This window comes from Pelosinus sp. UFO1 (genome assembly GCF_000725345.1).
Taxonomy (GTDB): domain Bacteria; phylum Bacillota; class Negativicutes; order DSM-13327; family DSM-13327; genus Pelosinus.
This window is the reverse complement of sequence record NZ_CP008852.1, coordinates 4,998,152-5,017,956: the sequence shown is the minus strand read 5'-3', so window position 1 is coordinate 5,017,956 and position 19,805 is coordinate 4,998,152. Positions and strand designations below refer to the sequence as shown.

Below are 19,805 nucleotides of genomic sequence, written 5' to 3'. Positions count from 1 at the left end.
ATTTTTATGCCTTCTGTGCTTTTGCCCAGGAATCCCTGAGCCCTACAACACGATTGAATACAGGTAACTCTGCTGTTGAATCCTTAGCATCCAAGCAGAAGTAGCCTTGGCGTAAGAATTGATATCGCTGGTCTGCAGTAGCCTTTATCAGACTAGGTTCTACCATACAATTTGTCAGTCGAACCAGAGAATTAGGATTCATCGCTTCCTTAAAATCCTTTTCCCCTTGCTCAGCATCGTCTTCTTCTGAAAGCAAATAGTCGTATAATCTCACTTCTGCTTGAGCAGCCTGAGAAGCAGAAACCCAGTGCAGTGTTCCTTTCACCTTACGAGTTGTTCCACTGCCACTCTTGGTTTCTGGATCATATGTGCAACGCAGCTCGATGATTTCACCAGTTGTTTCATCTTTTATTACTTCTTCACATTTGATAAAGTAGGCATTTTTCAAACGAACTTCTTGCCCAGGAGCCAAACGGAAGAATTTTTTGATTGGAACTTCCATGAAATCATCCTGTTCAATATAGATTTCTCTTGAAAAGGGAATCGTGCGACTGCCCATTTCAGGTTGCTCAGGATTATTTTCTGTTTCCAATTCTTCCACTTGACCTTCAGGGTAATTCGTAATGACTACCTTCAAAGGACGTAGTACAGCCATAGCCCGTATTGCCTTGCTATTTAAGTCTTCTCGAATACAATGTTCCAGCATAGCAATATCCACAGTACTATTGCTTTTCGCAATCCCGATACGTTCACAGAAATCACGAATGGCTTCTGGAGTATACCCACGACGGCGCAGCCCTGAGATCGTAGGCATCCTTGGATCATCCCAACCATCTACTAAACCTTCTTCTACTAACATTCTAAGTTTGCGCTTACTCATTACCATATTTGTGACATTTAAACGGGCAAATTCAATTTGCTGGGGACGGGCTTCCATTGCAAGTGAGGAAATCAACCAATCGTAAAGAGGACGATGATCTTCGAATTCCAAGGTACAAATAGAGTGAGTAATGCCTTCTAAAGCATCAGAAATAGGATGTGCAAAATCATACATAGGATAAATGCACCAAGCATTGCCTGTACGATGATGCTGTGCCCGCATAATACGATACAAAATCGGATCCCGTAGGTTTAAGTTTGGCGATGCCATATCAATTTTAGCCCGTAATACTCTAGAGCCATCGGCAAATTCACCAGCTCTCATACCGGCAAATAAAGTAAGATTTTCGTCCACAGAACGTTCACGATGAGGACTATTTTTACCCGGTTCTGTCAAAGTGCCACGATATTCTCGCATTTCTTGAGGACTCAAATCACACACATATGCTTTTCCTGCTTTGATGAGTTTCACAGCACAGTTATAGATCTCCTCAAAATAATCAGAAGCATAAAACATACGGTCATCCCAATCAAAACCTAGCCATTTTACATCTTCTTGAATCGAATCTACATATTCAACTTCTTCTTTACTAGGATTCGTATCGTCAAAGCGCAAATTACACAAACCCTGATATTCTTTCGCAATACCAAAATTAAGGCAAATGGATTTTGCATGTCCGATGTGCAAATAGCCATTAGGCTCTGGTGGAAAACGGGTATGCACTTTGCTATTATTTTTATTTGTTTTTAAATCTTCGTTAATAATATTTTCAATAAAATTTGAAGATATTACAGCATTTGTCGTAGTCATCCTTGAAACCCCTTCTCGATTTTTAATTCTTTTATCCTTTTATCTTATTCACAGTTCGGCATTTATCGCCCTTTTCCTGCTTATGCCAAACATGCTACTACGTATATAATAGATAAAATAACCATTTTAGCTAAAAATTAACCAATTCTAAAGCAAGCTTTACTACCCCGTTCTGATGCCATAACTTCTAAGCGGGCATCAATTCGCTCCTTCAGTTCAGGTACATGAGAAATAATCCCCACCAGACGTCCCCCCTGCTGCAAATCGACTAATGCTTTAATGGCAAAATCTAAAGATTCAGGGTCCAAGGTGCCAAAGCCTTCGTCTACCAAAATCGTATCTAAATGTATCCCACCTGAATAGGATTGAACAACATCAGCGAGTCCCAAGGCTAATGACAAGGAGGCCAAAAATGTCTCACCACCAGATAAGGTCCCTACACCTCTAGCAATACCTGTATAGTTATCAAAGACTTCTAAATCTAGGCCACCTGCTGCATTTTTTCTTGCGCGATCCATGGTCCGCTGCAAATAATATCGATTTCGGCTCATCATTTTGAGTCGTTCATTCGCTGCTACAATCACATTATCTAACAAGGTTCCGAGTACAAAACGCTGGAGCGTTAATTTATGCTCATTACCACCATTGGCTACCTCAGCAAGGCGCCCTACCACTGCATACTCAGCTTTTACCGTGTCCGCCTTTTCATCGAGCTGGTCTATCCTTTTTATCCAAGCTTGTTGCCGCTTAATTTGCGCCTCAAGATTAGTATGGGCGGCAAATACTTCATTATACATTTCCTGCCCCTGAGCGACCACCCCTTCTAGCTGCATCAAATCCGGCACTACTAAATCTTTTGCAGCTTGGGTAGTCTGCTCAACTCTCATAGATGCTGTACTGAATTCTAGATCAAAAGCAGCAATCTTTTCTTTTAATCTCTGCATTCCTTCTTGTGGCTTCTTAGCTTGTTCATAATCTTCTTGATCTAGGAAACCAGCTTCACCTAGCCGTACCATAAATTGTGATTTTTCTTTCTCATATCGTTCTTTATATTCTAACAAGCGGCTCTTCATATTTTCTAATATAGTCTGATCTTTAATAACAAGTGCTTGGGCTTGTTGTAAATTCCGTTGTGCTTGTTCCCAGGCCATCTTATATTCTTGGCACTTCCGTTCTGTATCTTTTAACATACTTGCCAGTTTTTCTTTGTCCTGAAGTTCTTGTGGTACCGCCAAACGCCTCTCTGCCACAACCGTCTCCGCTGCTTTTAAAAGAGTGTCAGCCTGTCGCCATTCTTCCTCTACCTGCTCTAATGTCTCATTTATTTTACTGTGCTCATTTACCATTGCTTCTAATTCTTTGGCTAGTTCCTTGGATTTCTTCTCACCGGTCACCGCTTGTTCATATTGTTCCCTTAACCCTTTTGTAGCTTCGTCAAGCTTTGCCACGGAAAGTTCAGCGTGCTCTTTTAGATCAGACTTCAAATCTTTTATTCGAAGTTCCCAAGTATTCTTTTCCGTTTGCAGAGAACTACGCTCACTACGGAATTTCTCCCGTCTCTTTTCTAGAAGTTCTAACTGTGCTTGCGCATTTTTGATCTGCTTTTCATCAGGCATGTCTTCTACGGAATGCGCAAGCCTCGGATGATTGGTTGCACCACATACAGGACAGCTAGCACCTGTTACTAAATGACTCGCCATTAAGGCCGCTTGTCCCTTAACCCAATTATCCTGCAGCTGGAACAATGATGTTTTAGCATTTTCATATTCTTCATCTAATCCAGCCAATTGATTTATGGAGGCAGTTACCTGCAGATCCAAGTTGGCAAAAGTTTGGCAGGCTTCATCTAATGATTTACGTTTTATTAGCAAGCGCTCTGCTTCCTGCCACTGAGCCTCTCTATTACCAACCTGCAGGGCCAATACCTGATATTGCTCTTGTTCAACGCACAATTGATCCCTCTTCTGCTGCACCTGAGTACACCTTAGCATTACTTCTTGTTTCTTCCCCTCTACTTTAGTAAGCTCCTTGTGATTTTTCGCCAATTCTTTCAAAGCCTCTTCCAGAAGCACTACTTTTCCTTCTAATTGTTGCAAACTTAGAATTTCGCGGGCAATGTTGTTTCGTTCTACTTCTTTCTTAGCTTCAGTCTCAAATATTTGTTGAGCCTCATTTTCTTTTTTTATATCTGCTTCTAACTGCAGCAAATATGTTTTGCTTTTCTCTTCTAATTCCATTACATCTTGAGCACACTGTAATAAGTTTTTTTCTAAATCTCCCAGAGTTGCAGCTGCAGTTGCACGAACAAAATTCACTCTTTCCTCTTCTATGAACTTTTTTTGATCTGTAAGTTCGGCTAGCGTTTGTAGTGCTTTTTCTTTTTCTTTGATTTTATCTTGTATAACCCGGCCTTGGCTAACTGCCTGCTGGGCCTGTTGTAGTTGTTCATTTGCCTTTTTTATCTCCAGAAGCAAAAGCACTGCTTCTTTTTGATTTTCTTTAAGACTATCCAAAAGTTCAGTTACATCTGCAGCACCTGCTTCCTGCAAGATCCACTGGTGCTGTTTTGTTAATTCTTCATTAGCTATCTTCAATTGCTGGGCATTTTCCTTTAACTTATCCTCTATCGTCCGATATAAATCAGTCTTAAACAAGGCTTGCATAATTTCTTGCCGTTCACTTGAGTTGGCAGTCAGTAATTTTCGAAATTCACCTTGTGGTAATAATACCACTTGCCTAAATTGACTGCTTTTGAATCCCAATACCACTTCGATTTGCTTAGTAACATCCAACCATTTTGATGCCAAGAGTGCAGGCTGGCCTGACAGGGGAATGCTCCATAGCTCGGCCGTAGGTGGCATGGTCATTTTTCCTTCACCCCTTTTCTTGGGGCGTTCTTGCTCTGGAATACGTTTTACTTGGTAGCGTGCCTCTCCAATCGCAAACTCAAAGACTACCTCTGTAATAACAAGCTCTTCTGCATGATCACTGCGCATGGATTTCCCATCTCGCTCTACACCACTGGCATCACCATAGAGAGCAAAACACATGCCATCTAAAATTGTAGTTTTCCCCGATCCGGTTGGACCATGAATCAGGAAAAAATTTCGGTCTTGCAATTCCCTAAAGTCAAGTTTTTGCAGCCCTGCATAGGGACCAAAGGCTGTCATCGTTAAACATAGCGGTTTCATAAACCGGCCTCTCTTTCCTGCCGATATAACTCCTCAAGTACCGTTACTAATTGGGCCTCCTGCTCCACTGTCATCGACTCTCCAGTCATTTGGGAGAAGAAAGAGGCGAATAATTCCTTTTCACTAAGTTTTCGATGGTCTGCCCCTAGTCCAGCCAGCACACCACTTTTAGAAAATCGAGGGTATTCAATCTGCAGTACGTTTGGATAAACCTGACGCAGCCTTCCCATTGCATCTAGAATTGGTTCTGTATCTAGCAAGGTAACTGAGATATAATCCTCTCTATCAGCTGAATCTTGTAGCCCCTCTACTATTTCTTTAAAGTATCCTTTTATCAGGCGTACATCATGGCGAGGGGATAAAGGTATTTGTTCTATTTTAACTTCACCCTCTTGGTTTATCTCTACGATCTGAATACCCTTCTGCTGAGAAGCTTCGGCAAAAGAATATTTTAAAAGCGAACCACTATAGCGAATGCTAGGACTTCCTGCCTGTTGAGAGTTATGCAAATGTCCTAAAGCGGTATAGGAAAAGGATTCAAATACTCTCGGACTGACCATACTGCTGCCACCTACAGATAAAGGACGCTCTGATTCACTCTCCAAACTACCTGCAATAAAAGCATGAGCTACTGCCACCGAACGGCAGCCTTGAGGAATTTTCATTCTCACTTGCTGTACCATAGCTTCCATCCCTTGTTCATGGGTGCTAATGTCTGGGCAAGCAAGACGTTCCCTAACTAATGCCGGTTCTCCATAAGTAAGTGGCGCAAAACAAACAGGACCAAACTTGTCATACAAAGTAATTGGTTTAATTTCCTTTGCTAAAGACCCTACCACATATAAACCTTGACCTGCCAATAAACGGCTGCCAAAGCCTAAACGTTCTGCACTGTCGTGGTTTCCAGCTATCATAATAATCGGGACCTTATAATCTAATAAAACTTGGGTTAGAACCTCATTTAATAACTCCACCGCTTCAATTGGCGGAACTGCCCGATCGTAAATATCGCCAGCTATTAAAATAGCATCGGGTTTTGTTTCTCGCACCAAGTCCTTAAACTGCTCCAAAATATAAGCTTGATCTTCCGTTAGATGAATCCCATGAAACAGCCGGCCTAAGTGCCAATCCGAAGTATGTAAAAAGCGCACAACCCCAATCCTCCTTCAGCTATTTTTTATCTTGTCATTGCAAAGATAAAGAAGACTTGATTCAGATGGAGTTTTAACTCCATCTGAATCTTAGCCCTTCTTATCCAGGGACTTAGCCGCTCTTAACTCCCACTTATATAAGTGAGCCTTGGATTCGAAAATCCTTAGAACGAACTTACTTCGAGTTTTACAGACTGTTATCCTAACCAGAGGGCAGGATATTACAGGCTGTTAACGAGATAAGTGAGCCTTGGATTCGAAAATCCTTAGAGCGAACTTACTTCGAGTTTACAGACTGTTATCCTAACCAGAGGGCAGAATATTACAGGCTGTTAACGAGATAAGTGAGCCTTGGATTCGAAAATCCTTAGAGCGAACTTACTTCGAGTTTACAGACTGTTATCCGGACCAGAGGGCAGGATATTACAGGCTGTTAACGAGATAAGTGAGCCTTGGATTCGAAAATCCTTAGAGCGAACTTACTTCGAGTTTACAGACTGTTATCCGGACCAGAGGGCAGGATATTACAGGCTGTTAACGAGATGAAGATGGGAGTCTTAGAGCGGTTTAGTCATCGGATAAACCGAATTATTCCTGAAAAGAAATAGGAGTATCTACATACATTTGCCCCCCGCGATTCAAGATTGCTTGTCCAGCTGTCCAATCCATAATCTTTTTCTCCAATATTTCCTCTTGCCCTACCTTCTCTAACACGATCAAGGTTATTTTATCGGTAAACTGTTTGTCTTCAATTCGATATCCTTGCATTCTAAGCTGGTTTTCTAACATCCCTATAAAGGTATAATCAATGGTTACCTCTATACAAGTGTGATTCTGCCGTTCTGTGGTACCAACCGCCTTAAGACCAGCACTAGCACTTTTGCCATAAGCACGAATTAAACCTCCAGCCCCAAGTTTAATACCACCAAAATAACGGGTTACTACGATCACCGTATCCTTAAGCTGGTTTTTTTTGATAATCTCCAAAATAGGCTTACCTGCTGTACCTGATGGCTCACCATCGTCATCCGCTTTTTGGTATTGATCATTCTCTCCTACCACGTAAGCAGAACAATTATGAGTCGCGTTCCAATGCTTCTTCTTTATTTCTTCAATAAAAGCGGTGGCAGCCGCTTCTGTCTCTACCCGTTTTACATAGGATATAAATCGAGATTTTTGAATCTCAATTTCTGCATCACCATAGCCGTTAACGGTTACATAAAAGTCCAACATTCTTTACACCTCGATCTTAGCATATCACAACATCGTCCAATTTTTATTAAACGAACTGAATACTAATCCTTATATTACCCTTATCTAGACGATTGCGGCTGCCAACATTTCTTCCAAACAACTATAAAATCGACTATCCTCTTGCGTTGTTCTCTTATTCGGTCCTTTGGTGCGGCCACCGCTACGCCGTAACTTGGCTTTTACCTCACGTTCCTCTAACAAAAATTCAATATTTTCATTAGTAAACACCCGCCCAACAGGACTAAGACAACTAGCCTTTTTCCCTAATACCATTGCCGCTAATCCCCAATCCTGGGTGACGATGATATCTTTCGCCTCCGTCAAATTAAGTACTTTAATATCCGCTTCTTGAGAAGCATCTCCTACCACCACATGATGGTCTGACACAATATTATGATTAAAGCTGGCTACTGTCCACACAGGTACAGAATACCTACGTCCCAGTTCCATACATATCTGTAGAGCATTCTTGGGACAAGCATCGGCATCTACTAAAATTTTCATCCCATCATCCTTTGTCATTTATAATTCCTTACAGAATTTTACCATATTTCCCTCCTATTATCTCCAAAATTTTTCTTGTCAAATTACCAGTACTAAATTAAGATAAAAAATAGATACCAACCAGAGCAGTTGGTTATACTATTACAACTAACAATAAAGGATGATAACAAAATGGACGACAAGACAATAGTAGATTTTTATGAACCCTTTGGCTTTTATGAAACAGAGATTGAAGATGGCTGCACTGCTCTTCTTTATGAAACATTAAATAATGGTGATTACGCCTTAGTTACCGATGGCGATGGAACAATGCCAGAAGACTTAGAGCAAGAAATCATCTTCGCCTATTATTCTGCTGACGGGGCCTTCTCCTGGAGTGTGAGTTTCGAAGATTCTCATCACTTCTTTGAACTCTTAGGCAAAAATACAGACAGCAACCACCTGATCGATATCGTAAAAAGCTATCGCGATAGTGGCGACTATTATTAAAAAGATTTTAATAATAAAAAAGGGTTCTGAGATAAGTATCTCAGAACCCTTTTCTTCTCTTCCATAGATTATTTTTTTAGCAGATCCTTGGCTCTTTGGTGTAAAGCAATGTCTTCTATTTCTGTAGGATTAACAACCAGATTATGAGGAGTAGATTTTCCATTTTCATCTACATGAATAAATGTCATAAAACCATCTAAGACAAAATCATCATCTTTTGCCATTAGCACTTTTACATACACCACCATACTAGACCTTCCGGCATAAGCTACTTTACTCTCATAACGAACGATACTGCCCTTTGGCACCGGGCGAGTAAAAACTAAACCATGAATATTTAAACAGACAGTGTTCTCAGGAGCAGTCATTGCTGACGCAGCGACAAAACCAGCTTCTACAAACCACTCTGCCCCTCGTCCTGCAAATAGGGTACCGTGGTGATTTAGATCTTTCCCTTTTACTAAGTGATGCGTAATAAACTTTTTCAATTCCATAATAGTTGCTCCTAATCCTGAAGATTTCCCCTTGCAAATTGTCGCAATTTTCAAATTCGTTCAGATTATATACTGTATTCTGCATACATTTTTATTTTTCCTGCCACCAAATTTATTTTTTCTTCATACGTACTAGCGTCCGACCACAAGCACATGGATTATCATCCAGAGAACAAAGAATGCCGGTGGAGTAACGAATTAACGGCATCGCCTCTAAGGTAAGACTCGTTAAAACTAACTCCCCAACTTCTCCCATATATAAGGATTGTCCACTTATTGGATGTACAACTTCTGCATAAAAGCAATCTTCCTGAATATGTAACCCCTCTTGGCAATGACATTCTCCTGCAATAGCCATCCCCCAAAGATCCTGCAATCCATAAATCTCTACCGGTTTCATTCCATAATTTTCCTGTATTTCCTGTCCTTGGAGTGGAGTTATCGACTGGCTATCGCAAAAAATAACTTGCAATGGCAATTCTGCTAAGTTGACCTGGGCCTTTTTTGCCTCATGTGCTACGTCCATTAAATGAGAAGCTTTCGAGTATACAGCAGTAACACCGAAGTCTTGCATTTCTTGAATCTGCTGTCCTATATTACTAGCATCCGTTACCCAAGTTGCACCAGTTTGCTGTACTCCATACTGCATACTATAATGATTATTGCATTCACCTGTTTTACTAAGAATCTGAAAAATAGAGGTCATATTTACTCCCCCAGCAACCAGCAAACGTGATATAAGCTCCGCCCACATATTCATATCGTTTTTTGTATAGCTTATTGCCTTATTTGCAAGGGGCCCCTCTTGGTTTTTATGAATATAGGAAACCCCGCTGACAGGCATAGTTAATAATCCATAAGGATAGTTATTAGCAATATCCTGAAAAGTCGTTACAGGAATCCTAGCTAGTTCATCTACTTTTGTAACGTCCTCTGGCTTCACGCCACACTCGTCAAAACGTTCTTTATATAAAATACTTTTCTCATAAACACGCTCTATGACCTTTGCTATTTTGTAATGTTGCCAAGCCTTCATATCACTTTTAGCTAACGTTTCCACTTGTTGATTCCAAAACATTACAATACCTCCTCTGTATCAATACTATTTTTAGCGCTACACCAAACCCTACTTGTCCCTATTTCTCTGTCAATACAAGATAACCTTTTACCTAGAAAATTAACACTAATGCTTCATATTTACTGACTCATTGGGTAACCTATATAAAACGCACTAAGTACTGCTTTTAATACCATAAATGATATGTGCATTGATGGAAAATTTTTAGTGTGTTTTATATAATATCGGAGGTGTACTACATGGATGGAATGATTTGTACTAACTGTAATACTTGGATGACCTTACAGGTCAAAAATTGCCCCAATTGCAATTCCAGCATTTATCTCGAAGGAGAAAACAAAAATGTGATTGACCGCATAGATCCGAACTGCCTCATTTATCGTTATGACGGTTCAGATCTATTAGAACCTGCGGTTGTCATCAAACAATTAAAAGTAAATATGAAAGTAGCAACGAAACTCCAAGAATATTCTAACCCGATTACTGTACCTAAACATAAAGTATATGCCTTTAACCCTAACGTGTTAAGCTCAATTCAAGGCTTACGCAATGAGCGTACTGCTACTATTATGCGCTATGACCAACTGATTCAATCTCATTGGCAACAGTTAAAGCCATACAAGACGGAGTAGCAGAATACTTTTTCCAAACTACCTCCTAATTACGTACTTCATAATACTGCAGCAGCTCACTCACTGTTACAATGCTATAACCCTGTTCACGAAGCTTATCAATTATGATTCCGATCGCCTCTGGTGTAGGCAATGGATATTGTCCCTCATGCAATAATACTATACTCCCAGGTTCCACATGCTGCATGACATTATCAACGACCTGCGAAACACTTGGTCTGCGCCAATCACCAGGATCAATAGACCATAAGATGGTAGTATAACCACGTTCCTTAGCTTCTGCTAGGACATTGTCATTATAAGCCCCCCCTGGAGGACGAAACAATGTTGGCTTCGGTGCCACTAATGTAATCGCTTTTTCTGCCTTATCCAGCTCTTCCTCGGTCTCTCTCTTACTCATCTTAGCTAAGGATTTATGACTATAGGCATGGTTAGCAATTTCATGTCCATCCGCTACTGCCTGCGCTAAAAGTTCAGGGTGGGCAGCAGCATTTTCTCCGAGAATAAATAGGGTGAGCTTCACCTTTTTTTCTCTAAGAATGGCTAACATGAGGGGCGTAGTTTTATAATGCGGGCCGTCATCAATTGTCAGTGCCACTACTTTATGAGTTGTCGGCACTTTTTTTATTACTTCGTTTTGCTGCGCTACCATCCCCTGAATGATTACCGTAGCAGATAGCATTACACCAAAGATGCCGGCAAAAAAACCTAACCTTCTCCTTCCCATATAAAAAGCCTCCCAATTCACTCTTATTCATTGGATCTTACGCAAAAGAATAGAAAGATATGCCTGGCAACTCGCATGATTCTATACTTACAGCAATATACTATAAGAGCTTTTACAAGGAGGATGAAATGTGGATGCGGTTTATTTATAACGTCATACTCCTATTTTGCCTTTTATTTTACCTACCGATTTCAATAGTTTATAGTGCTCCACCGAAGATTGAAGCCCAGGCTGCCATATTGATGGATGCCAAAACGGGCCAAATACTCTATGAGAAAAACAGTCATGCCCGAAATGCACCAGCCAGTACCACCAAAGTATTGACAGCTATCATAGCAATTGAAAGTGGTCATCTTGACGACGAGGTAAAAGTCAGCTCTCGGGCTGCTAATACAGCAGGTTCTTCTATGCATCTAAGCTCTGGTCAGATTATCTCGATGCGGGAGTTAGTTACTGGACTTTTATTACGTTCAGGAAATGATGCCGCTGTAGCCATTGCGGAACATCTAGCTGGCACTGTTGAAGATTTCGTTACTTTAATGAATCAAAAGGCTCAACTCTTAGATGCAACAGCAAGCCATTTTGCCAATCCTCATGGACTTACTGCGCCAGGACATTATTCTACTGCCTTTGATCTCGCCTGGATATCTAGATATGCACTAACAAATCCTATCTTTGCTACCATTGTCAACACAAAGGAAACCAATATTGAATGGCTAGATCGCCGGGGTAAAGAGCATGATCAAAGTCTGAGAAACACCAACAAATTACTTTGGCTACTAGAAGAAGCAGATGGCGTAAAAACGGGAACGACGAATCAAGCTGGGCCCTGCCTCATTGCCAGTGCCACCCGTGGTAATCAAAAATTAATTGCTGTAGTACTTCATGATCATTCCCGGTGGGTTGACTCCATGAAATTATTAAAATATGGCTTCGAATCCTTTGACTTATATGAATTTGCCAATAAAAATGATATTTTAGGCTCAATTCCAGTCGAAGGTGGTCTTAGTCCAACAATTGATGCAGTGGTTAGCAACATAGCTAGCCTTGTGGTACCCTCTGCTGATTATGAACATATTACAGTCTCTGTTGATGTCCCTGAAAAAATAAATGCCCCTGTGTATCAGGGGCAAAAAATCGGTGAAATTGTTTTTTTTGTCCGCCAGCAAGCAGTGAAGACTGTCGATATTGTCTCTGCCCAGACCGTTGACGAGCGTACAAATAGCAAGATATTTCTTGACTATTTACTTCGTTCCTTCCGCTTTCTTTCTAGCTGGGGAGTACTCTAAAGCTTATAAGGGTTTACGATAGAAAAATGGCAAATAGTGAGCAAAGCCAATATCACGGAAATTCAATATTGCCTCCGTACCACCAACAAATAAAACCCCACCAGGTTTGAGGGCCGCCAAGAATCTTCGATATAAGCCATCTTTTGCTTCCTCAGTAAAGTAAATCACTACATTACGGCATAAAATCAGATCAAAGCCTGTTTCAAATTTATCTAATAATAAATTATGTTTCTTAAATTCTACACGAGAGCGAATATCTTCATCAATCGTATAAGTACTACCAGATTGTTTAAAATATTTGGTAGCTCGGCCAGTTGAGATATTCTTAAATTCGGTATTCGTATAAACACCACTTTTCGCTTTTGCCAACATTTCAATATCGAGATCCGTCCCTAGAATACGATGTTTTGTATTCGGCGTTGCATCCTTTAATATCATTGCTAAGGAATAAGGTTCCGCACCAACAGAACAACCTGCGCTCCAAATATTAAGCTTCGGGCTTTGAGCTAACAAATCTGGAAGCACCTTGGTCTCTAGTTCGGAAAACTTCTCTGGTGTACGAAAAAATTCTGTAACATTAATTGTCATATAGTCAACGAACTCTTTGTACATCTTTGTATCTTTATCCAATAAATTAAAAAAATCTACATAAGTATTAGCCCCGTAGCGAGTCATTAAATTGTTAATTCGACGCTGCATTTGAGCTGGTTTATAATCATTTAAATTAATGCTAGATTTAGCATTAAATTTTTGTTTAAACAATTCCCAATCCTTTTCATCTACCACGACAACACCTCCACTAGTTTTTAAGTATATTCGACATATTCTATTAATTTCCTACTATATAAAACGAAAAGACTTTTGCTTTGAACTTAGATGCCCGTTAATAGAAAGTTTTATCACGTAATAACCGATAAAAATAATAGAAAGAGATACCCTCCCAATTATCGGGAGGGTATCTCTTTTGTTAACCAATAGAACCTCATTCCGTTCCATAGATCCTAGGCACCCTATTTCCTAACATACATACAACTTCATAGTTAATGGTCCCAATCTTTTCTGCTACTTCTTCCACCGGCAACGAAGCCCCACCAAACAAAAGTACTTCATCACCAATCTTGGCTCCAGGAATGTGACTCACATCTATCATACACTGGTCCATACATACCCGCCCCACTACTGGCGCCCTATAGCCATGTACCAAGACCTCTGCCTTATTGGCTAATAAACGCGACCAACCATCCGCATAACCCAAAGGTAACGTTGCTATACGACTTGCCTTTGGCGTAAAGTAAGTTCTTCCATAACTTATCGAAGTTTGCGGTAGTACATCCTTTATAAATCCTATTTGGGTCTTGAATTTCATGGCGGGTCTAAGTTCAACGGTTTTTTTCACCTCATCAGAAGGCCATAACCCATATAGAATGATACCGGGCCTTACCATATCGAGATGCATCTCAGGCAATTCTAATAAGGCTGCGCTATTTGCAATATGTCGGATTGGTATATTAATGTTGTGCCCTTTAACATATTCAATACCTTCCATAAATCTATCATACTGTTTAAAGGTAAATGTCTTATCTAGACTATCTGAATCCGCAAAATGTGAATATACACCTTCAATTTCAATGCCGGGCAAAGCAGCTACCGTCGCAGCAAATGCTCCTGCTTCTTGAGGTGGAATGCCAATTCTCGCCATTCCTGTATCAATTTTGATATGTACCTTTATTATTTTACCTAGAGCCACGGCAGCTCCAGATAATGCCTGAGCAGTATCTAAAGAAAATATAGTTTGGGTAATATCATACTCTGCCACTAACCTAGATTGACAAGTAGGTGTATATCCTAACACTAAAATTGGGACCTCAATTCCGGCCCGTCTTAATTCTATCGCTTCCGCCACAATGGCTACCGCCAGCCGATCAGCACCTGCCTGTAATGCTGTTTTTGCCACTGCTATTGCCCCATGTCCATACGCATCAGCTTTAACAACTGCACAAACCTTTGCACTTCTTCTTGTGACTGCTCTGATTTGTTTCATGTTATGCGCAATTGCTGATAAATCAATTTCTGCCCAAACTGCCCTTTCACTCATGTATAGCCCCTCCTGTTCACCTAAGAAAAAACAGACGACAAAGGAACCTTCACTCTACTCGCCTCTTGCCGACTTTATCTTTTACATTGCTAATAAAAACTATACTACTCCCAAGAAGCAGAATTGGCAACATTATTTTAAAGAAAAGGACTTGGCATATTCGCCAAGTCCTCAATCACTTAGTATTCTTATTGTTGATTTTTCGCTTTCTCAAATTGTACTATTAACTGATCTAACGCTATGCTTACAGCTGCGACTTCCTTGTCAATTAAGTTACCTGATTTTTTGTCTACTAGTTCATGAAGATGCACACGCACCCTCTCAATCTCCTGCGCCAATTTTTGCAAATTAGACATTACTAGCTCTCCTTGCCCGCTTCATTCTTGCCTGTTCAATAAGCCAATTATACCAATCCTCTAACCCGGTACCGCTTTGGCAGGAAACCTGTAATAAGGTAACCCCCGGATGAATACTAGTAATATCCCCTACTGCACTTTGGATATCAAAATTAGTATAGGGAAGTAAATCCACCTTATTTAAAAGGACTGCACTGGCCTGCTTAAATATCAAAGGATATTTTAAAGGTTTATCATCACCTTCAGTAATACTAAGTACAGTTACCTTAACATCCTCTCCAATATTAAATTCGGCTGGACAAACCAAGTTTCCTACGTTTTCAATAACAATTACATCTAAAGCTGTAAGATCAAGACAATCTAGTGCACTACGAACCATATTGGCATCTAGATGGCAGCCACCACCTGTATTAATCTGTACTACAGGAACACCATGTTGTTCTATACGCTCTGCATCCTTTGCTGTAAACAGATCTCCTTCAATTACAGCCATAGAAAGTTTGTTCTTCAATGCTCCAATGGTATTTTCTAGCAAAGACGTTTTACCGCAACCAGGTGACCCAAGTAAATTTAATACTAGAATACCAGATTCTCGAAATCGTTCCTGCAACTCAGCAGAAATTTGATCATTTTTATCTAGAATGCTTTCCATAACCTTTATTTGCATTTTATTCTACCTCCAGGTAATCAACTGCTAATTCACGTCCAGATACCACTGTCACATTAGCAGAGTGACAATGGGGACACAAAAATGAATAGCGCTCCACTGTAAACTGTTCTTCACAACTACTACATTTTCCAACAAGAGGTACAATTGTAATATCTATTTTTGCACCGTCAGCTATTGTACCAGCAGACAAAACAGCAAATCCAAACGTGAGAGATTCAGGCTCAACTTGCGTCATCTGTCCAATGAGTAGCTTAATGTAAGTTACCTTCACCGCACTATGTTCTGTGGCCGTTTTTAGTACGATGTCCAGTATTCCTTGCGCAATGGACATTTCATGCATAGGCCTCACTCCATATTACCATTTTCATACAATAATTTCGTCGCTAAAAGATAAATTCCTGCTACAACAACAAGTTTCGTCCTTCACATTTCCTCAACAAATTTTTGGAACTATTTACATAAGATAAACTAGAATAATCATTTTCTAATTTGTTGATACTAGAATTACACCAACATAAGGAGGTGATTATATTGTCTAGAAGTAACAGACCTGTAAACCCAGGTGCTGAAAACGCTCTTGATCGCATGAAACTAGAAGTTGCTAGCGAACTAGGTATTGCTGATCGAGTACGTTCTCAAGGCTGGAATACTATGACTTCTGCTGATTGCGGACGCGTCGGCGGTCATATGGTTCGCAGAATGATTGAGCAATACGAATCTGGCATGAGTGGCACTACTACTCAAGCAACTAACAGCACACTTACTGCTCAATTTGACGCTAACAAACAATCTTAATCTTGTATCCTAGGGCGGCGCAAGCCGTCCTTTATTTATTTTATCCTACCGTGGTTCAAAATATATCGTAATCTCTGTTCCAGCATCAACTATGGTATTCTCGGCTATACTTTGTCTTACGGCAACTCCTGTCCCTATAGGCACTATTGATAGGCCGACTTGTGTTATTTTATCACCGGCTTCTCGTATGCTTTTACCAGTGACATTCGGCACCACTACTTTTCCTGGAGGTGCTTTAATCTCTTTTGACACATCTCTTTCAGCCTGTGGGGTTTCCTTGGGGCTAGGTACTTGATATGTAATTTGAGGATAGATGGCAAGATGCCGCATAATCTGCCCTAAGATTTCACCTGCTATTGGTGCTGCAATTTCACCGCCATAATAAACACCTTGCGGATCATCAAGCACAACTAAAACAGCAACCTGAGGATCCTCGACCGGTCCAAAGCCAACAAAGGAAGCCACATAACGTCCCGCGGAATAACCACTGCCATTATCTTGCAGTTTTTCTGCAGTCCCTGTTTTTCCAGCAAAACGATAGCCTTTTACGAAAGCTTTCTTACCGCCACCTTCTGATACTACTTTCTCCATTAATCCGGTAAGTATCCTTGCTGTTTCAGGAGTAATTGCTTGGCGGACGGTTTGAGTTGTTACCTCCTGATCAATAGAACCATCCGCATTGCGAATTTCTTTTATAATATGAGGTTTTAATAGAACGCCCTCATTCGCAATAGCCGATACAGCGGTAATAAGCTGTAATGGTGTTACTGCAATACTTTGTCCAATAGACATAGTTGCCACATCAGAATCCCGCATATCCTTTGGATCAAATAGCAAGCCTTCCTCTTCTCCAGGTAATTCAATACCTGTTGCTTTGCCAAAGCCAAAGGACTTTGCATATTCTGTCAGCTTATAAGCTCCTAATCTCATACCAATTTGTACAAAACAAGTATTAATGGATTGTTTTATAACCTCTACAAAGGAAATATTGCCGTAGCTTTCGCCGCTCCAATTCTGAATACGACGCCCAGATACTTCCACAAAACCAGCATCCGTAAATCGCTCTTCTGGGGTTAATTTACCTTCCTGCAAAGCGGCCGCTGAAACAATACTTTTAAATGTGGAGCCTGGCTCGTAATTATATGCTACCGCTCTATTTTTCCACTCTTGATCACTGTACTTGTAAAACTGGTTAGGATTATAAGTTGGACGATTAGCCATCGCCAATATTTCTCCAGTATGAGGGTTCATAACAATTACAGTGGCCCCACGCGGTTTATTCGTGATCATTGCTTTATCCAAACTTTGCTCAACAATAAACTGGATCGCACTATCTAAGGTAAGATATACATTTTTCCCTTGCTTCGGAGGGGCAAAGGTGAAAATTGACTTAAAAATAGGAGTACCTCGGCTATCAGTATCTACGGAATGCTCCACTGATTTCCCCTTAATGACCTTGTCTAAAGCCATTTCCATTCCATCTAGACCAATATCATCTGTACCAACAAAACCCAAAACTTGGGCAGCTAAATTGTCATTGGGGTAGTAACGCTTGCTTTCTTCTAAAAAACCTAATCCTTTAATATCTGCTTCTTTAATTGCTGTTTGTATCTTCTGCGCCATAGCTGGCTCAATCATACGTTTAAGCCAAATAAACTGCCCGCCTGCCGTTAGCTTTTCTCGAACATCTTCAGGCTTCATCTCTAATAAGGTTGCCAATAGGGGAACGATCGCATCTGGATCTTTGATCTCTGATGGATTGGCATACAAGGATTTTGTTAGACTGCTGACAGCTAATTCTCGTCCATTTCTATCGTAAATAGTCCCTCTCGGCGACTGCAGCACTTTACTATCCTTTACTTGTATCGCCATCTTTGCTGTCATACGCTCACCATTAACGAATTGCAGCCACCCAATGCGTCCAAGCAAAATAAGGACCATTCCTAGTAATACACTTAAAAATATAACCATACGCCGCTGTAAGATCACAACGTTTTTTTCTACCATACAAACCAACCCTTCCAAAAACACAATACTGCAACGACTAACTATTCGTCCCAACTGGCGAATTTCCCTGCCAAAAAGCAGTCCACATTTTTAAAAGAAAAAACACCCTGTAAGGGTGTTTTTTTTATAGTTATTTATTTTTATGCCAGTATTTCTGCTACTGGAGTATAAGGCAAGTTTTGATCATCGGCTACAGCCTTGAATGTCACTTTCCCGAGATAAACATTAAGACCTCTTGCTAATCCAGCATCATCAATAAGAGCCTGCTTCCAGCCTTTATTGGCAATCTGTAAAGCATATGGCAAAGTAGAATTCGTCAAAGCCAAGGTAGAAGTACGAGCCACTGCACCAGGCATATTGGCTACAGAATAGTGTACTACACCATGTTTCGTATAAGTAGGTTCACTATGGGTTGTAATACGGTCAATGGTTTCTACAGAGCCACCTTGATCGATAGCTACATCGACAATCACGGAACCAGCTTCCATAGTTTTAACCATTTCCTCACTTACCAATTTAGGAGCCTTAGCACCAGGAATCAGAACAGCACCTACCAAAAGATCCGCTTGTTTTACCCATTTAGCAATATTATAGCTGTTAGACATTACAGTTGTAACTCTACCTCCAAAAATATCATCAAGGTATGCAAGACGATCAGTAGATTTATCAAGAACAGTAACACGAGCTCCCATGCCAACTGCCATCTTAGCTGCATTGGTACCTACAATACCGCCGCCAACAATAACGACTTGACCAGACTCAACTCCAGGTACACCGCCTAAGAGTATGCCTTTGCCACCCCAAGGTTTTTCTAAGAATTGTGCACCAATTTGTACAGCCATACGACCAGCCACTTCACTCATCGGTGATAATAAAGGCAAGGTGTTATTACGGCCTACGATGGTTTCGTAAGCAATACCAATTACTTTTTTCTCTAACATCGCTTTCGTCAATTCAGGTTCAGGAGCTAGATGCAAATAGGTAAATAAAATTTGTCCTTCATGGAATAAATCATATTCAGGAGCCAAAGGCTCTTTTACTTTAATAATCATTTCGGAGGAATCAAACAATTCTTTCTTGTCAGCAATCACTTTAGCCCCTACTTGGGTATAACTTTCATCGGAAAAGCCACTGCCTACACCTGCACTTTTCTCAACAAGCACAGTATGCCCAGCTCTACAAAGATCTTCTGCTCCTGCTGGAGTCAATCCAACACGGTTTTCATTGTTTTTAATTTCTTTAACTACGCCAATAATCATTGTAAGTCCCCCTATTTTTTCGTTTTCATAATTACAGTAATATATATAACGATGCAATTAGCATTGTTATCTTATACCATATTGCAAAAAACATGCCAATTAATAAAAAAATAGGAATTTACAA

19 protein-coding genes are annotated in these 19,805 nt (G+C 40.4%); 4 read left to right on the top strand and 15 right to left on the bottom strand.

The features are described 5' to 3' along the window. Positions 1-4: 4 nt before the first annotated feature. The 5 genes from UFO1_RS23510 to UFO1_RS23490 all read right to left on the bottom strand — a co-directional run bounded on the left by UFO1_RS23510 (position 5) and on the right by UFO1_RS23490 (position 7,790). Positions 5-1,690, bottom strand: a complete 1,686-nt coding sequence (locus UFO1_RS23510) for a glutamine--tRNA ligase/YqeY domain fusion protein (protein ID WP_038674653.1) — start codon at positions 1,688-1,690, stop codon at positions 5-7. A 137-nt stretch (positions 1,691-1,827) separates the two neighbouring features. After that, a complete protein-coding gene (locus UFO1_RS23505) occupies positions 1,828-4,881 on the bottom strand; it encodes an AAA family ATPase (protein WP_038674652.1) in 3,054 nt (1,017 codons plus the stop codon). Then, positions 4,878-6,032 carry an exonuclease SbcCD subunit D gene (locus tag UFO1_RS23500; protein WP_038674651.1) on the bottom strand — a complete coding sequence of 385 codons (1,155 nt, stop codon included), beginning with the start codon at positions 6,030-6,032 and terminating at the stop codon, positions 4,878-4,880. The genes UFO1_RS23505 and UFO1_RS23500 overlap by 4 nt, the downstream gene beginning before the upstream one ends. A 588-nt stretch (positions 6,033-6,620) precedes the next feature. Continuing rightward, positions 6,621-7,265 (bottom strand): YigZ family protein, encoded by a 645-nt coding sequence (locus tag UFO1_RS23495; RefSeq protein ID WP_038674650.1) that lies wholly within the window; start codon positions 7,263-7,265, stop codon positions 6,621-6,623. Between the two features lie 84 nt (positions 7,266-7,349). Next, positions 7,350-7,790 (bottom strand): DUF188 domain-containing protein, encoded by a 441-nt coding sequence (locus tag UFO1_RS23490; protein WP_038675622.1) that lies wholly within the window; start codon positions 7,788-7,790, stop codon positions 7,350-7,352. Between the two features lie 171 nt (positions 7,791-7,961). Here UFO1_RS23490 and UFO1_RS23485 point away from each other — a divergent pair, with 171 nt between their 5' ends. Then, positions 7,962-8,279 carry a hypothetical protein gene (locus tag UFO1_RS23485; protein WP_038674649.1) on the top strand — a complete coding sequence of 106 codons (318 nt, stop codon included), beginning with the start codon at positions 7,962-7,964 and terminating at the stop codon, positions 8,277-8,279. Between the two features lie 68 nt (positions 8,280-8,347). On the opposite strand, the gene UFO1_RS23480 is transcribed toward UFO1_RS23485, so the two are convergent. Together UFO1_RS23480 and UFO1_RS23475 are read right to left on the bottom strand one after the other, a co-directional pair. After that, positions 8,348-8,773: an acyl-CoA thioesterase gene (locus UFO1_RS23480; RefSeq protein WP_038674648.1), complete on the bottom strand. Its 426-nt coding sequence runs from the start codon at positions 8,771-8,773 to the stop codon at positions 8,348-8,350. Between the two features lie 112 nt (positions 8,774-8,885). After that, on the bottom strand, positions 8,886-9,851 hold the full coding sequence (locus tag UFO1_RS23475) for a phenylacetate--CoA ligase family protein (protein WP_038674646.1): 966 nt from the start codon (positions 9,849-9,851) through the stop codon (positions 8,886-8,888). Positions 9,852-10,195: 344 nt separating this feature from the next. On the opposite strand from UFO1_RS23475, the gene UFO1_RS23470 reads away from it, so the two are divergent. Then, the gene (locus UFO1_RS23470; RefSeq protein ID WP_236639290.1) at positions 10,196-10,483 is read left to right on the top strand and encodes a hypothetical protein; all 288 of its coding nucleotides are present in this window, start codon (positions 10,196-10,198) and stop codon (positions 10,481-10,483) included. Positions 10,484-10,508: 25 nt separating this feature from the next. Here the strand turns inward: UFO1_RS23470 and UFO1_RS23465 are convergent, their stop codons facing one another. After that, a complete protein-coding gene (locus UFO1_RS23465) occupies positions 10,509-11,210 on the bottom strand; it encodes a polysaccharide deacetylase family protein (protein WP_038674644.1) in 702 nt (233 codons plus the stop codon). Between the two features lie 128 nt (positions 11,211-11,338). On the opposite strand from UFO1_RS23465, the gene UFO1_RS23460 reads away from it, so the two are divergent. Beyond that, positions 11,339-12,499 carry a D-alanyl-D-alanine carboxypeptidase family protein gene (locus UFO1_RS23460; protein ID WP_038674643.1) on the top strand — a complete coding sequence of 387 codons (1,161 nt, stop codon included), beginning with the start codon at positions 11,339-11,341 and terminating at the stop codon, positions 12,497-12,499. 3 nt (positions 12,500-12,502) lie between these two features. Here UFO1_RS23460 and UFO1_RS23455 read toward each other — a convergent pair whose 3' ends face one another. The 5 genes from UFO1_RS23455 to hypA all read right to left on the bottom strand — a co-directional run bounded on the left by UFO1_RS23455 (position 12,503) and on the right by hypA (position 15,960). Then, positions 12,503-13,285, bottom strand: coding sequence for a protein-glutamate O-methyltransferase CheR (locus UFO1_RS23455; protein WP_038674641.1), 783 nt, complete (start codon positions 13,283-13,285; stop codon positions 12,503-12,505). Positions 13,286-13,481: 196 nt separating this feature from the next. Next, positions 13,482-14,594 (bottom strand): alanine racemase, encoded by a 1,113-nt coding sequence (alr, locus tag UFO1_RS23450; protein ID WP_038674639.1) that lies wholly within the window; start codon positions 14,592-14,594, stop codon positions 13,482-13,484. A 188-nt stretch (positions 14,595-14,782) separates the two neighbouring features. Beyond that, a complete protein-coding gene (locus UFO1_RS23445; protein ID WP_038674638.1) occupies positions 14,783-14,950 on the bottom strand; it encodes an aspartyl-phosphate phosphatase Spo0E family protein in 168 nt (55 codons plus the stop codon). Beyond that, positions 14,943-15,617 carry a hydrogenase nickel incorporation protein HypB gene (gene hypB / locus UFO1_RS23440; protein WP_038674635.1) on the bottom strand — a complete coding sequence of 225 codons (675 nt, stop codon included), beginning with the start codon at positions 15,615-15,617 and terminating at the stop codon, positions 14,943-14,945. The genes UFO1_RS23445 and hypB overlap by 8 nt, the downstream gene beginning before the upstream one ends. 1 nt (position 15,618) lies before the next feature. After that, a complete protein-coding gene (hypA, locus tag UFO1_RS23435) occupies positions 15,619-15,960 on the bottom strand; it encodes a hydrogenase maturation nickel metallochaperone HypA (RefSeq protein WP_038674634.1) in 342 nt (113 codons plus the stop codon). A 191-nt stretch (positions 15,961-16,151) separates the two neighbouring features. Between hypA and UFO1_RS23430 the strand changes: the two genes are divergently transcribed. After that, positions 16,152-16,415, top strand: a complete 264-nt coding sequence (locus UFO1_RS23430) for an alpha/beta-type small acid-soluble spore protein (RefSeq protein WP_038674632.1) — start codon at positions 16,152-16,154, stop codon at positions 16,413-16,415. Positions 16,416-16,460: 45 nt separating this feature from the next. Here UFO1_RS23430 and UFO1_RS23425 read toward each other — a convergent pair whose 3' ends face one another. Further along, positions 16,461-18,422 (bottom strand): penicillin-binding protein, encoded by a 1,962-nt coding sequence (locus tag UFO1_RS23425; RefSeq protein WP_038674631.1) that lies wholly within the window; start codon positions 18,420-18,422, stop codon positions 16,461-16,463. Positions 18,423-18,562: 140 nt separating this feature from the next. Continuing rightward, entirely contained in the window at positions 18,563-19,681 is a 1,119-nt protein-coding gene (gene ald / locus UFO1_RS23420) for an alanine dehydrogenase (protein WP_038674629.1), read from the bottom strand. Positions 19,682-19,805: the final 124 nt, after the last annotated feature.